This is a genomic window from Lapillicoccus sp. (genome assembly GCF_046595215.1).
In the GTDB taxonomy this organism is placed as follows: Bacteria; Actinomycetota; Actinomycetes; order Actinomycetales; family Dermatophilaceae; genus Lapillicoccus.
The window spans coordinates 1-14,334 of the sequence record NZ_JBKJPP010000207.1; the positions used below are offsets into that span (position 1 = coordinate 1).

The following is a 14,334-nucleotide window of genomic DNA, read 5'->3' on the forward strand; positions in this document are numbered from 1 at the left end:
AGCTGATGGAGGCCTTCGAGGACTACAACGCCGGCCGTCTTGGTCACCCGGCCCCCCACGAGGGGATCGGCGGTCAGGCCTGACCCTGCCCGGACTTCACTCCTTGCGCCGAAGCCACCATTCGTGGCCAATTCGGACCCTGAACGGTGGTTTCAACGCAACAGGACGAGGGATTGGGGAGGGTGATGCCACGCCGTATGACGGGTGCCTGGGTCAGTCGCCCAGGCTTGACTCCCAGCGCTGCTCGATGTGGCCGAGACGCCATACGACCAGCGCCACGGCCCAGGTGGCAATGAACAGGCCGACGATCCAGTAACCCACGCTGTTGAGGTTGACCGAGCCGATCGTGGCCAGCGGCCCGGTAGTGATGCGGAGCTTCTGGGTGAGGATCGAGATGAGTTCGATGCCGCCGATCAGGAGGGCGACTGCGACGGACAGTGCCGTGATGGTGATGTTGTAGTAGATCTTGCGGATCGGCTTGGAGAAGGCCCAGCCATAGGCAAAGTTCATGAACGATCCGTCGATGGTGTCCAGCAGCGACATTCCGGCGGCAAACAGGATCGGCAGCGTCACGACCGCCCACCACGGCAGGCTCGCCGCCGCCGCACCGCCGGCGATCACCAGCAGACCCACCTCCGTCACGGTGTCGAAGCCGAGGCCGAAGAGCAGCCCGACGGGATACATGTGCCAGGGCTTGGTGACCGTGCGGGTGACCCGGCCGAGGATCCGGTTGAGGAAGCCCCGTTTGTCGAGCTGCAGCTCGAGCTCCTGCTCGTCGAAGCTGCCGTGGCGCATCTTGCGGAACACCTTGAGGATGCCGATGAGCGCCGCGAGGTTGATCAGACCGATGAGGATGAGGAACACCCCGGACACCGACGTCCCCCACAGGCCGGCCGTCTGCTGCAGCGTCGACTGGTCGTCCTCGATGGCCCCGGCGAGCGCCCGGATCCCCAGGGCCAGCAGCGTGACCATGATGAAGACGACCGAGCTGTGGCCGAGGCTGAACCAGAAGCCGACACTCATCGGCCGCTTGCCCTCGGTCATCAACTTGCGGGTCGTGTTGTCGATCGCCGCGATGTGGTCGGCGTCGAAGGCGTGGCGCATGCCGAGCGTGTACGCCGTGACACCGAGGCCGATCCCGAAGAGCTGGCCCCCCACCTGGTACTCGTGCGGGGCGACGAGGCCGACGAGCACCCCCCAGCCGACGAGGTGCAGCAGCAGGATGAAGCCGGCCATGCCCAGGATGCTGCGACGCTCGCCGCTGCGGAGCGCGACGCGCGCTCGCAGGCCGGCGGCGGGAGGGTTGCGGAGATTGGTCACGGCGTCACGATAGGGCCGAGGACGATCTATTGCAAGCAAATCGCAATAAGCCGGTCCAGGTGGGTCGGGCCCATTCGGCGGACGCAGCGGGGCCGACGACCCGGGTCAGGTCCCGATGGCCGGGCCCCGGGCCTCGGGCGGCAGCTCGTTGAAGACGTCGGCGCGCTCTTGGCCGGACAGGGCGGCGATCGCGGCCATCACCTCGTCGGTGAGCTCGCGGCGGGCCCGGCCCTGCGGCATACCGGCATAGTGCCCGGCGGCGTCGATGGGTTCTCCGAAGGAGACGCTGACCCGCGCCAGCCGGGGAAACCTCGAGCCGATGGGCATGATGTCCTCGGTCCCCTCGAGGGCGACGGGGACGATCGGCACCCGGGCGGTCAGGGCGAGAAAGGCGACGCCCGTGCGGCCGCGGTAGAGCCGGCCGTCTCGCGAGCGGGTGCCCTCGGGGTAGATCCCGAAGGCGTCCCCCGCCTGCAGGACGCTCAGGGCGGCGTCGAGGGACTCCTGGGCGGCCCGTGAGGAGCGCCGGTCAACGGGGATCGCGCCCATCGCCTGGAACAGGCCCCGGCGGATCGCCCCGCCGGGGCCGGGTCCGGTGAAGTAGTCGTCCTTGGCGAGGAAGCGGACCTGCCGCGGCGCCGAGAGCGGGATGGCAAAGGAGTCGATGAACGACAGGTGGTTGCTGGCGAGGATCACGCCGCCGGAGCGGGGGACGTGCTCGGTCCCGGTGATCGTCGGCCGGTAGAGCGCGTGGGTCAACGGCTTCAGGAGCGTCTTCCCGAGCCGGTAGTACATGCGCCCGACGATAGTGGGCCCTCCCCGTGACTGCAGGTCGGTCCGCGCCTCAGACCAGGCACGGCCGGCCCGCCCGGGATGTCGGACGGACCGGCCGCTGGGCCTGAGGTTGGGGCGGTGTCAGCTCTTGAGCGCCGCGTCCAGGGTGATGTCGACGCCGGTGAGGGCCTTGCTGACGGGGCAGGTGGCCTTGGCGTCCTCGGCCGCCTTGGCGAAGCCGGCCTCGTCGAGGCCCTCGACCTCACCGCGCACGGTGAGAGCGATGCCGGTGAGCTTGAAGCCACCGGCGCTGTCCGCGCCGAGCGAGACGTCGGCCTTGACGTCGAGGGAGATCGGCGTGCCGCCGGCTTCGGCGATCAGGGCCGACAGCTGCATGGCGTAGCAGGAGGAGTGCGCCGCGGCGATCAGCTCCTCGGGGCTCGTCGTGCCGCCGGCGTCGTCGGCCGCCCGCTTGGGGAAGGAGACGTCGTAGGTGCCGACCTGGGAGCTGCTGAGCTCGACCTGGCCAGAGCCCTTTTCGAGGGTGCCGGTCCAGGCGGTGCGTGCGGAACGAGTGGGCATGTTTTCTCTCCTGGGAGTTGAGGTGCTTCAGAGGGTTGAGGTGCTTCGGGTGACGCGGTGGTGCGGGGAGACGACTCAGCGGGCAAGGAAGGCGAGCAGGGCCTCGTTGAACTCGGCCACGTGAGTGGCGTTGATCGCGTGCGGGCCGCCCCTGATGACGACGAGCTCGCTGCCGGCGATGGCCTCGTGGGAGCGCTTGCCGCTGGCCTCGAACGGCACGACCGCGTCGCTGTCGCCGTGGATGACCAGGGTCGGGACGGTGACCCTCCTGACGTCGCCCCGGAAGTCGGTGCGGGCGAACGCCGTGATGCAGTCGAGGGTGCCCTTCGGTGAGGCGAAGGCGGCGATGTCGCGGGCATACAGACGCTGGGGCTCGCTGACCTTGAGCTCACCGTCGGCGCTGAAGAAGGTGGTCGTGAACCCGTCGAGGAAGGCGAGCCGGTCACCGGTGACCCCAGCCTGGAACTGCCCGATCGTGGCGTCATCCAGTGCCCCGTCCGGGTTGTCGTCGGCCTTGAAGAGGTACGGCGGGACGGCGGACGCCAGCACGGCCTTGGCGACCCGGTCCGTGCCGAAGGTGGCGATGTAGCGCACGACCTCGCCGCCGCCCATCGAGAACCCGACGAGGGTGGCCTCACGCAGGTCGAGGTGGTCGAGCAGCGTCTTGAGGTCGGCGGTGAACGTGTCGTAGTCGTAGCCGGCCCACGGCTGCGAGGACGCGCCGAAGCCGCGCCGGTCGTAGGTGATGACCCGATGGCCGGCCTCGACGAGGGCGGGGATCTGGGCCTCCCATGACCGTCCGCTGAGCGGCCAGCCGTGGATCAGGACGACGGGCTTACCGGTGCCGTAGTCCTCGTAGTGGATCTCGATGGGGGCGTTGTTCTCCGTACCTACCTGCAGGGTGCTCATGGAACCTCCATGGTTCGTCCTCGTCGTTGGTGCCTTACCTCGTGCACAAGTACAGTGTCTACCAGATATATTCCGGGACGACGAGAAGGGGTTCGCCTGATGGACGCGCCACACGCCGGGCTCTCCGAGCTCCTGTGCTTTGACCTGTATGCCGCGTCGCGGGCGCTCACGGCCGTCTACCGGCCGCTGCTGGCGCCGCTCGGACTGACCTACCCGCAGTACCTCGTTCTGGTGGTGCTCTGGCGCGACGAGCCCCTCACCGTCAAGGAGCTCAGCACCACCCTGCGCCTGGACTACGGCACGCTGACACCCCTGCTGCGCCGGATGGAGGACAACGGGCTGCTCACCCGTCGGCGGCGTGACGACGACGAGCGCTCCGTCAACATCGGGCTGACCGAGGTGGGCTCGTCGCTGAGATCCCACGGCGCAGCCCTGCAGGACGCCATCAGTGCGGCGCTCGGGTTGACCGCCGCCCAGGCCACCGAGCTGCAGGCCACCCTGCAGTCCGTCACCGCCTCGGCGGCTGCCGTCGCCGCGGCATACGACGACTGACGAGGTGCCCTCCACCCCTCCCCCTCCGTTCCCCGACCGTGCTGAGAGGCTTGACCCATGGCCACCGCGCAGACCGGCATCTTCGCCGTCGGCACCTCGTCCCACTGTTTCCTCGAGTTCACCCGGCGCCCGGGCAGCGAGCCCGGGGCGCTCGTGCGGGCACTGGCGGACCTCGAGGAGCCGCACACGACGGTCGGTGGTGTCAACCTCGTCGTGGGCGTCCGCCCGTCGCTCTGGGCTGAGGTCGTCCCGGACGGGCAACCCGCCAACGCCCGGGACCTCGAGACGCCGGTGGTCGGCGTGGACGGGTTCGCGATGCCCGCGACGCAGCAGGACGCCTGGGTGTGGGTCGCCGGCGCGGCACCCGATCTCGTCTTCGACGTGGCCACCGACGTGGTCTCGGCACTAGCCCCGGTGGCGACCCCGGCGAGCGAGGTCACCGGCTGGTCCTACCGGCACAGCCGCGACCTCACCGGTTTCGAGGACGGCACGGAGAACCCCTCGCTCGCGAAGGCACCGGGGGTCGCCCTGGTCCCTGACGGCGCGCCCGGCCAGGGGTCGTCGGTCGTGCTCGTGCAGCAGTGGGTGCACCACGCCGAGCGGTGGAACGCGTTGGCCGTGGCCGAGCAGGAACTCGTCATGGGCCGCACCAAGGCCGACAGCGTGGAGCTCGACGACGACGTCCTGCCGGAGGACTCCCACGTCAGCCGGACGGTGATCGAGGACGAGGACGGGCAGGAGCTGGAGATCTTCCGGCGCAACGTCCCCTACGGCAGCGTCGGTGAGCACGGGACGATGTTCGTCGGCTTAAGCGCCGACCCCCGGCCGATGCACCGGATGCTCGAGAGGATGGCCGGGGTCGAGGACGGGATCCGGGACGCCCTCACCCGCTACTCCACGCCGCTCACCGGGGCGTACTACGTCGTCCCGGCCCTCGAGGCGCTTGCCGCGTTCGTCTCGCCGGGCGAGCATCTCGCCGGCGAGCACGACTGACCCCGGCCCGGTGAACCCCCGGCCTAGTCCTCGAGCTCGCCGATCACGCGGCCGCCGAGGACCTTCTCGATGACCGCTCGACCTACCGCCCCGGACAGGGCGATGTCCTCGTCGTCAGCGCTCGCCCCGCTGTCGTCGACGGTTGGCGTGGACCTGTTGGTGCCGGGCGGGGCCGGGCCGGAGTCTCCCAGCCTGCTGCCACGCCCGTCCCGGGACGATCCCGGCTGCGCCGCCCCGCTCCTGGCGCGGGCGATCTCCTGACGCACCGACGCGGCTCGCTCGGAGGCGTTGACGGGGCGCTGCGGGCCCGGCGCCGCCACTCCGGTGCCGGCCCGAGCTGGGGTCGTAACAGGGGTCGTGGCAAGGGCCGTGGCTGGGGCGGACGCGGGAGCTCGGGGCGGATCGGCGGGCCGGCCCGCAGGTGCGGTGGCCCCGTCGGGAGCGGGGTCCGCGCCGGCCCCCCAGTCGCCGCCACGGGCTGCGGAGGCCGATGCGGTTGACGACCCGTGGGAGGCACCGGACCCAGCCGGGCCCGGACCGGCCTCGGCCGCGGGTGCCGCGGGCCGGCGCGGCCGCAACGGCGGCCCCTCAAAAGGGGGCGGCTCGGGTTCGTCGGCGTCGGTCGGGCCCTCGCCCATCGGGGGGGGAGCCGTCGCGGCACCCGGTGCCGCGTCCGGGGTCGCAATGCCCTCGACGGGCACGTCCACACCGATCTCGTCGATCAGCGCCTGACGCACGAGCTCGGCGTGGTTGCCCTGCCGGAAGGTGTTGGCCAGCCCGACGGTGGCGATCCCGAGGACGAGCTTCGTGCCGTCGTAGTCGATCACCTGGGCGTGCTGCGAGACGAACGTCCAGGTCGCACGGCGCATCCCGAAGATCCGGGCGAGCACGTCGGGCCACACCCGACGGATCGCGGCTGCGTCGATGCCGCCGGGCGACGCTGAGGACGGCGCCACCGGCCTGCCGGGCGGGCTCTCGCCCGAGGGGATGGAGGCACTCGTCTCCCGCGGCGAGCCTGCCGCCGTCGGTGGTACGACGACGACGTCGGCGTCCGGCGGTGCGGCAACCGGCCCGGGGGGAGGGCCATCCCCGGCCGACCCGCTCGCCTCCGCTGACCGGCTCGGGGCGGGCGACGACAGGGCCGCCGGTCCCGGACGGGTCGGGGCGGCCGGGGCAGCGGGCTGGGCGGCTGCCGCCGACGGCGTGCCCCCGAGGTCGAGGCGACGCTCGAGGCGGTCCAGCCGCGCGGCATACCCGCTCTCACCGGACGCGGCCGGGAGGAGGATGCGCGCGCAGATCAGCTCCAGCTGCAGGCGCGGCGCGGTGGCCCCGGTCATCTCGGTCAGGCCGGTGTTGACGATGTCCGCGGCCCGCGACAACATGCCGGCGCCGAAGCGCGACTGCTGGCCCCGCATCCGGTCGAGCTGGTCCTCGGGCACTCCCCGGAGCACCGCTGCGGCGCCGTCGGGCACCGCGGCGATGATGATGAGGTCGCGCAGCCGCTCGAGCAGGTCCTCGACGAAACGGCGCGGGTCATGTCCCGACTCGATGAGCCGGTCGACCTGGGTGAACACCGCGGCCCCGTCGGCGGCGGCGAACGCGTCGATCGTCGCATCGAGGAGCTCGCCGTCGGTGAAGCCCAGGAGCGCGGCCGCACCGTCGTAGGTCAGCCCCTCCTCCCCCGAGCCGGCGATGAGCTGGTCCAGCACGGACAGCGAGTCGCGGACCGACCCCCCGCCGGCGCGGGTGACGAACCCGAGCACGCCGGGAGCGACGGGCACCTGCTCCTGGACGCAGAGCCCCTCGAGGTAGGTCGTGAGCCGGGCCGGCGGCACGAGCCGGAACGGGTAGTGGTGCGTGCGGGAGCGGATCGTGCCGATGACCTTCTCGGGCTCGGTCGTCGCGAAGACGAACTTCACGTGCTCCGGGGGCTCCTCGACGATCTTGAGCAGCGCGTTGAAGCCCTGCGGCGTCACCATGTGCGCCTCGTCGATGATGTAGATCTTGTATCGGCTCTGCGCCGGCCCGTAGGAGGCCCGCTCGCGCAGGTCACGAGCGTCGTCGACGCCGCCGTGGCTGGCCGCGTCGATCTCGATGACGTCCACCGAGCCGGACCCGCCGCGCGCTAGGGCGACGCAGGAGTCGCAGACGCCGCAGGGCTCGGGGGTCGGGCTCTGCTCGCAGTTGAGGCAGCGGGCGAGGATGCGGGCACTGGTCGTTTTGCCGCACCCGCGTGGTCCGCTGAAGAGGTAGGCGTGGTTGACGCGCCCCGTGCGCAGCGCCTGCATGAGCGGCTCGGTCACGTGCTCCTGGCCGATGACGTCGGCGAAGCTCTCGGGCCGGTAGCGGCGGTACAGGGCGGTGCTCACCCCCCGAACCTTAATGGCGTCCAGCGACACCCCGGTATGCCGTGTGCACAGGGTCGGCAGGTACTACGACCATCGCCCGATGGTGGTTGCCCATGTCCCGGCCCCATCGTCATACCACGCAGACGTCCGACAGCCCGTCCGCCACTCGCCCACCGCGAGGTCTGCACGAAGGATCAAGGGAATGCCACGGATGCGGCCCCCCTCCCGTCCCTTGTGGAGCACAATCACAGTGTTTGGAAAGGATGGTCATGAAGCGCTCACTCGCCTACCTCGCCGCCGTCGGTGTGGCAGTCGTGCCCGCCCTGGTGGGCCTGTCCGGCAACGCCTCGTTCTCGCAGGCCGTGCCCATGCGTGTCCCCGAGACGGCCCAGATCATGGTGGACGACCACGGCGGCGACCGGGCCCGCGGCACTGCCACTGCTGAGCCCAGCGGCGAACACCCCACCGAATCGGCCACGACGGCGACGGCGAGCGCGACCGCAGACGACCACGGCGGCGACCGCGCCAGCGCCACCACCGCGCCCCGGGTGGCAGACGACCACGGCCGCAACCACGCCACCGCCACCCCCACGCCCGCACGGAGCACCGGTCCGTCGGGCTCGGGCCGGACCGGGTCGTCCGGAACCTCCGACTCGGGAACCTCCGGCTCGGGAACCTCCGGCTCGGGGTCCTCCGGCTCGGGGTCCTCCGGCTCGGGGTCCTCCGGCTCGGGGTCCTCCGGCTCGGGGTCCGACGACCACGGTTCGAGTGGACATGGTTAGGACTGGTGGATGACGCTCACCCCCGACTCGACCTCCCCGGTCAGGCTGCCGCCCGGCCGGGGATTCGTGCCGCCGTGGGTGCCCCTGTCGTCGCCCACCCAGCGGATCACCCACGAGCCGCCGCTGCGCCGTGGGCGGATCTTGTCCCAGATCATCGCCGGGAGCCTGCTCGTCTTCGCCGTCGTGGGCGTCGCCGGTTCCTTCTCGGCCAAGAACCTGGCCGAGCTCCAAGCGGTCAACGACGCCGCAAGGATCGCCCAAGTCCTCGCCCTGGCCGTGGTCCAGCCGTCCCTCAACGACGCCATGATGTCAGGGGACCCGGCTGCGCTGGCGGCCTTCGACGACATCGTTCGCAAGCGCGTGCTCGTCCTGGGCATCGTCCGGGTCAAGCTCTGGAAGCCTGACGGCACGATCCTCTATGCGGACGAGCCACAGCTGATGGGTCAGCGTTTCGCCCTTGGCGCCGAGCAGCTCGAAGTCCTCGCCCACCCCCAGACCAAGGCGGAGGTGTCCGACCTCAGCCGGTCCGAGAACGAGTTCGAGAAGGCCGACCGGCTGCTCGAGGTCTACCGCCCGGTGTGGACCCCCGCCAACGCCGAGCTGCTGTTCGAGACATATTCGCCCTACGACCCCGTTCAGAAGCGCGCCGACGAGCTGTGGCGCGGCTTCGCCGGCGTCACCCTGAGCTCGCTGCTGGTGTTCGTCGTCCTGCTGACCCCCATCCTGTGGCACCTGATGTCGCGGCTGCGGCGCGTCTCGGCGCAGCGCGAGCGTCTCCTCGAGCGGGCCGTGGACGCGTCGAGCCAGGAGCGCAAGCGCATCGCCGCCACCCTCCACGACGGACCGGTCCAGGAGCTGGCTGCCACGTCTTTCGCCGTGTCCGGCACGGCCGAGCGAGCCGACGCCGCCGGCCGGACCGACCTCGGCGACGAGCTGCGCCAGCTGTCGGGCACGGTGCGCTCGAGCATGCGCGCGCTGCGCTCCCTCCTCGTGGACATCTATCCTCCGAGCCTGGCCGGAGCCGGCCTCGCCGCCGCCCTCACCGACCTGGCACAGACCGCGGAGGGCCGTGAGGTGGCGATCCACACGGACGTCGCAGGCGCGGACGACCTCGGTCTCGACCGCGACGAGCAGCGCCTGGTCCACCGGGTCGCCCAGGAGTGCCTGCGCAACGTCGCGAAGCATGCAGCGCCCTGCACGGCCACCCTCTCCCTGCGCGAGGAGGGGAGGCACGTCGTCCTCGACGTCATCGACGACGGCCCGGGTTTCGACGCCGAGGGCCTCGTTCGCTCACCCCGGGAGGCCCACTTCGGGCTGCGGGTGCTCTCCGACCTCGCCGAGCAGGGTGGCGCCCTCCTCCAGGTCGCCTCGGCTCCCGGCCAGGGGACGCACTGGCGCATGGTCCTGGCCACCCCCGAGCGAGGGCCACACCGGTGACCCGCGTCCTCATCGTCGACGACCACCACCTGGTCCGGGCCGGACTCGCCGGGCTGCTCGGTGCCCACGAGGACCTGCTGGTCGTCGGGACGGCGAACGACGGCCAGCAGGCGGTTGCCATGGTCGCCGAGACGCACCCCGACGTCATCCTCATGGACCTGTCGATGCCGGTCATGGACGGCGTCGAGGCGACCCGCACCATCCTCGCGTCGACGCCCGAGGCCCGCATCGTCGTGCTCACCTCCTTCTCCGACCGGGCCCGCGTGAGCGAAGCCCTCGCCGCCGGCGCGATCGGCTACCTGCTCAAGGACGGCGAGCCCCGGGAGCTGGTCGCCGCCATCCGCTCCGCCGCGGCGGGGCACGTGCCCCTCGACCCACGGGTCGCAGCCGTGCTGCTGCCCGCCGCCGGGCGCCCGCCGCAGCCCGCCGACGCCCTCAGCGACCGCGAGCGCCAGGTCCTGCGGCTGGTGGCCCAGGGGCTGGCCAACAAGCAGGTCGGCCGGGCGCTCGGGATCAGCGAGCGCACGGTCAAGGCCCACCTCGGACGCATCTTTCGCGAGCTCGGCGTGGCCGACCGCACCAGCGCGGCGCTCTGGGCCCGTGACCACCTGCCCCCGCCCGGGGAGGACGCCCTCCGCCCCGGCTGACCCTGTCGGACCTGCTGACCGGGTGCGGCCGGCGATCACGCCGCGTCCGGGTCGGGGTGCGACACTGGCCCGCGACGAGGGAGGTGCGGATGGCCAGGCGCCGCAGTGCAGCCACACCGGCAGCGGGCGACGAGGTCGTGCCCTCGGTGCGCCTGCGGGCCACCGGGGTCACGAAGCTCATCGAGGACAACGTGCTCCTCACCGCCACGGATCTCGACGTCCGGTCCGGCAAGTGCATCGTGCTACGGGGGTCGAACGGCAGCGGCAAGACCACGCTGCTGCGCATCCTCGCCGGCACCATGGACGCCTCGGCGGGCACGGTGACCCTCGACGGCGAGCCGGTCGACGAGCGCACCCCGGCCACCCGCGCGAGCGTGGCCGCCCTCATCGGCGCCCCCACGGCATACCGCGACCTCACGCTCGTCGACCACCTCGTCCTCATCGACGCCACCTGGGGCCGGGACGCAGCCGCCGCCGAGCGGGCCGACGCGATGCTCGCCACCCTCGAGATCGAGCACCTGGCCGAGCGCTTCCCCCATGAGCTGTCGTCGGGCCAGCAGCAGCTCTTCCACCTGGCGATGGTGCTGCTGCGTCCGTCCAGAGTCCTGCTGCTCGACGAGCCGGAACAGCGCCTCGACACCCACAAGCGCGGGCTGCTGACGCAGATCCTCCTGGACCGCAAGCGCGCCGGGGCCGCCCTCGTCATCGCCTGCCACGACCCCGAGATGACCGGCGCGATTGCCGACCGGGTCGTCGACATCACCGGCGCATGAGCGTCGACGCCGACCGGCTCGAGCGGGCCCGCCACGTCATCACCGGCGGTGCGCACGAGGGTGAGTCCAACGCCCTGTATGCCGTCTACGTCGCGGTCATCGCCGCCCTGTCCTACGGCGTGCCGGCGTCGCAGCAGTTCTTCAGGTTCCTCGACCCCCGGTGGCTCGCGGAGCACCTCACCGGCGCCCGGGGGGTCGTCCTCGCTGTCCTCGCCGTCGCGGGGCTGCTGGTCCTGGTCTTCCGGGTGGCTCGGGTGCGGGGACCCGTCGTCCCCGACCTGCCCTACCTCGACCACGTCGCCACCAGCCCGCTCGACCGGGCCCTCGTCCTGCGCCGCTGGTGGCGGCTCGGCCTCGCCGGGTGCCTCGTGGCCGGAGTGCTTTCCGGCCTGGTCCTCGGGGCCGGGCTGGCGATCGCCGGGGTGAGCGGCGCCCTCGTGCTGGTGCCCGCAGCCCTGGGGGGCGCGCTGCTCGGCCTCCTCACCGCGGGGGCCTGGCTGCACGGTCAGGTCCGCTCGTGGCCGACGGGCGAACGGGGGCCGACGGCGTTCCTGCGCGAGCGCCGGTCACTGCGGGCGTTGCACCTCACCGGCCTGCGCGTGCAGTCGGCGCGCAGCGTCACCATCGGCGGGGCCGTCCTGGCGGGCGACCTGCGCGCTGCCCGGCTCGACATCGGGTCACCGACCACGCGCGCCCGCCGGGTGCGCCTGCGATCCCGGGGGCCGGTCGGGGTCATCGTGGCCCGCGACGTCCTCGGTCTGCGGCGGGCACCGGGCGCCCTGGCGTCCGGCCTGGTGGCCTCGGGGCTGGCCGCCTACGGGCTGGTCCACGGCTCCGCCCCGGGCGTCCCCAGCTTTGTCGCGTTCGCGAGCCTCGTCGTCGGCTACCTCGGCGTCGGCGTGCTCGCCGAGGGCATGCGGCTGCAGGGCGACAACGCCGGCACCCCGCCGATCTTGGGCATCGACGCCCGCCGTGAGGCGCAGGCCCACCTCGTCGCGCCTGCCGTGCTGTATGCGGCGGTGGGCCTCGTCGTCGGCGCGGCGTCGGTGGCTGCCCTCGGGGCGAGCGTCCGCGGGCTGGTCTGGGCCCTGCTGATGACGGGTCTGCTCTCGAGCGCCCACCTGATGGCTGCCTTCCGCGGGCTGCCGCCGATCTCGGCGTTCGGCCCCGGTCGGGGCGTAGCGTCCACCGCCCTCTGGTACGGCTCACCGATGATCGTCACCCTGATCGGCGGCACGGGCGCGACCGCCTTCGTCACGGCGGGGGCGCCTGGCAACGGCGTGCTGCTGCTCCTGGCCGTCACGTGGGGCACGACGCTGTTTGGGTTGCGCTCCGTGCGGCTGCTCGACGAGGCGCACCGGGGCTAGTGCTCGGCTGGTGCTCGGCTAGTGCTGGCCGGACACCAAGACACCCCGCGTACCTGGAAGAGCCCACCTGCCCTTGCTGCATTCCTACCCTGGGGGAGTTCAGTGGGGTACCACCACGCGGGGTGCCGCCCTCAGTCTATGGGCCAGCCGCCTCAGACCGAAAGTTGCTCCTCGGACTCCCCCGCCACCGGCTCGGTGACCCGGATGCCGTTGACGTGCGGCGGCAGTTGCCGCTCGCTGGACCACGCGAGCCAGGCGACGACCATGCAGCCGCCGACGAGCATGACGATGTATGCCGTGCTCCAGCCGCGCCCGACGAGCACGCCGGCGACGACCGGGCCGACAACCGAGGCGGACTGCCACGACATGCTCATCAGCGCGTTGTAGCGGCCCCGGAGATGGTCGGGCGCGAGATCGTTGATCATCGCCGGGACGGTCGGCTGGTAGAACGTCTCGCCGAGCCCGAAGATCGCCAGGCAGGCGCCGAAGAGCAGCGCCGCGGCGAGCGAGCCGGGCACCAGCCCCGATGCACCGAGGGCGAGGAAGGCGAGCGCCCAGATTCCGCCCATCACCGCCACGACGCGCGTGCGCCGACGGCCCTCGATGCGCTGGAGCACGAAGAGCTGCAGGACGACGATGACGAGAGTGTTCGCGGCAAAGGCCAGGCCGAGCGTCTGCGTCGAGATCTGTGCCTGCGCCCTGCCGAAGGCCGGCAGCCCGGTGTTGAGCTGACCGTAGCCGACGAAGGAGCCAACGAAGGTCAGGACCAGGATCGGCAGCAGGGCCCGGTCGCGCAGCAGGGCGCGGTAGGTCACCGCGGGAGCCACCGGGGTGCCGGGGTCGTCGTGGACCGGCGCCGCGACCCGGCCCGAGACGTGGCGCAGCGGACCCAGCAGGATCGCGAGCGGCGCGAGGTAGGTGGCCGCGTCGATGAGGAAGATCGCGACGAAGGTCCCCGGGCGGTGGACGTCGACGACCAGCCCACCCAGGGCTCCGCCGATGCCGATCCCGAGGTTGAGCAGCGTGAAGTTCAGGCCGAAGTAGCGCTGCCGGAGGCGGCTCGGGATGATCGTGGCGACCAACGTGTTGACCGCCGGCCAGATGACCCCCCCGGAGAAGCCGAGGAGCACGCCGGCAACCGCCGCCCGCAGCTCCGTCGTGGCAAAGGCCATGACGACGTTGGCGACGATCTGGATGCTGATCGCGGTGACGACCACGGCCCGGGCACCGATCCGGTCGATGACGACACCGGCCGGGCCGACGACGAGCATGCCGATGACCGCCGGGATCGCGAGCAGGAAGCCGACGTGCTGGAGGTCGAACTGGCGCACCTCGTGGAGGTAGACGACGCTGAACGGGATGACCAGACCGGTGCCGATGAAGTCGATGATGACGGTCGAGAGCAGGAACTTGCCGGCCCGTGGCAGGTCGTGCCAGAACGAGGCGAGGGAGGGTCTGGCGGTGGTGGTGGACACCGGTCAAGTTTGCCGTCCAGCACCGACAGCTCCCAAACGGTTTACCGGCCGGCCGAGCCTCCCCCCACGATTTCGGAAGCGCCCCCCGCTCCGGTAGCCTGCCCGACGGAGGATTCGCATAGTGGCCTAGTGCGCACGCTTGGAAAGCGTGTTGAGTGAAAGCTCTCAGGGGTTCAAATCCCCTATCCTCCGCCATCAGGTCTGAGCACGAATCAGCCCCGCTCCCGTCCGTCAGGTGAGAGTCCCCCGAACCGAGGAGGCATCGGCCATGAGGGGAGTCATGCCAGAGAAGGGCACCAGTGGCCCGTCCACCGGCGACTTCGCCGAGCTGAAGCGGCTGGGCGTCGAGAACGGCGAGCAGCGGTTGGAGCGTGA

Annotated in this window: 13 protein-coding genes, 1 tRNA gene and 1 other RNA gene; 8 read left to right on the plus strand and 7 right to left on the minus strand. The window is 71.7% G+C overall.

Going from position 1 to position 14,334, the window contains the following annotated elements:
* Positions 1-213: 213 nt before the first annotated feature.
* From ACLL9L_RS17325 to ACLL9L_RS17340, 4 genes are all read right to left on the minus strand, one after another.
* Positions 214-1,320, minus strand: a complete 1,107-nt coding sequence (locus ACLL9L_RS17325) for a HoxN/HupN/NixA family nickel/cobalt transporter (protein WP_411285899.1) — start codon at positions 1,318-1,320, stop codon at positions 214-216.
* A gap of 105 nt (positions 1,321-1,425) precedes the next feature.
* Positions 1,426-2,115, minus strand: a complete 690-nt coding sequence (locus ACLL9L_RS17330; RefSeq protein WP_411285900.1) for a lysophospholipid acyltransferase family protein — start codon at positions 2,113-2,115, stop codon at positions 1,426-1,428.
* Between the two features lie 120 nt (positions 2,116-2,235).
* On the minus strand, positions 2,236-2,676 hold the full coding sequence (locus tag ACLL9L_RS17335) for an OsmC family peroxiredoxin (RefSeq protein WP_411285901.1): 441 nt from the start codon (positions 2,674-2,676) through the stop codon (positions 2,236-2,238).
* A gap of 75 nt (positions 2,677-2,751) precedes the next feature.
* On the minus strand, positions 2,752-3,585 hold the full coding sequence (locus ACLL9L_RS17340) for an alpha/beta fold hydrolase (RefSeq protein WP_411285902.1): 834 nt from the start codon (positions 3,583-3,585) through the stop codon (positions 2,752-2,754).
* 99 nt (positions 3,586-3,684) lie between these two features.
* On the opposite strand from ACLL9L_RS17340, the gene ACLL9L_RS17345 reads away from it, so the two are divergent.
* A complete protein-coding gene (locus ACLL9L_RS17345; RefSeq protein WP_411285903.1) occupies positions 3,685-4,137 on the plus strand; it encodes a MarR family winged helix-turn-helix transcriptional regulator in 453 nt (150 codons plus the stop codon).
* A 57-nt stretch (positions 4,138-4,194) separates the two neighbouring features.
* Entirely contained in the window at positions 4,195-5,130 is a 936-nt protein-coding gene (locus tag ACLL9L_RS17350; protein WP_411285904.1) for a Dyp-type peroxidase, read from the plus strand.
* Between the two features lie 23 nt (positions 5,131-5,153).
* Here ACLL9L_RS17350 and ACLL9L_RS17355 read toward each other — a convergent pair whose 3' ends face one another.
* The gene (locus tag ACLL9L_RS17355; protein ID WP_411285905.1) at positions 5,154-7,499 is read right to left on the minus strand and encodes a DNA polymerase III subunit gamma and tau; all 2,346 of its coding nucleotides are present in this window, start codon (positions 7,497-7,499) and stop codon (positions 5,154-5,156) included.
* A gap of 248 nt (positions 7,500-7,747) precedes the next feature.
* Here ACLL9L_RS17355 and ACLL9L_RS17360 point away from each other — a divergent pair, with 248 nt between their 5' ends.
* From ACLL9L_RS17360 to ACLL9L_RS17380, 5 genes are all read left to right on the plus strand, one after another.
* Positions 7,748-8,260 (plus strand): hypothetical protein, encoded by a 513-nt coding sequence (locus ACLL9L_RS17360; RefSeq protein WP_411285906.1) that lies wholly within the window; start codon positions 7,748-7,750, stop codon positions 8,258-8,260.
* Positions 8,261-8,269: 9 nt separating this feature from the next.
* Positions 8,270-9,697 (plus strand): sensor histidine kinase, encoded by a 1,428-nt coding sequence (locus ACLL9L_RS17365; protein WP_411285907.1) that lies wholly within the window; start codon positions 8,270-8,272, stop codon positions 9,695-9,697.
* A complete protein-coding gene (locus ACLL9L_RS17370) occupies positions 9,694-10,344 on the plus strand; it encodes a response regulator (protein WP_411285908.1) in 651 nt (216 codons plus the stop codon). Before ACLL9L_RS17365 ends, ACLL9L_RS17370 begins: the two co-directional genes overlap by 4 nt.
* Before the next feature lie 89 nt (positions 10,345-10,433).
* Positions 10,434-11,117, plus strand: a complete 684-nt coding sequence (locus ACLL9L_RS17375; RefSeq protein WP_411285909.1) for an ATP-binding cassette domain-containing protein — start codon at positions 10,434-10,436, stop codon at positions 11,115-11,117.
* Positions 11,114-12,484, plus strand: a complete 1,371-nt coding sequence (locus ACLL9L_RS17380) for a hypothetical protein (RefSeq protein WP_411285910.1) — start codon at positions 11,114-11,116, stop codon at positions 12,482-12,484. Before ACLL9L_RS17375 ends, ACLL9L_RS17380 begins: the two co-directional genes overlap by 4 nt.
* Positions 12,485-12,517: 33 nt before the next feature.
* Here ACLL9L_RS17380 and ffs read toward each other — a convergent pair.
* Positions 12,518-12,614: signal recognition particle sRNA small type (gene ffs / locus ACLL9L_RS17385), an RNA gene on the minus strand.
* A 22-nt stretch (positions 12,615-12,636) separates the two neighbouring features.
* On the minus strand, positions 12,637-13,959 hold the full coding sequence (locus tag ACLL9L_RS17390) for an MFS transporter (RefSeq protein ID WP_411285911.1): 1,323 nt from the start codon (positions 13,957-13,959) through the stop codon (positions 12,637-12,639).
* Positions 13,960-14,066: 107 nt separating this feature from the next.
* Between ACLL9L_RS17390 and ACLL9L_RS17395 the strand changes: the two genes are divergently transcribed.
* Positions 14,067-14,154: transfer RNA gene (locus ACLL9L_RS17395), tRNA-Ser, on the plus strand.
* Positions 14,155-14,334 lie beyond the last annotated feature (180 nt).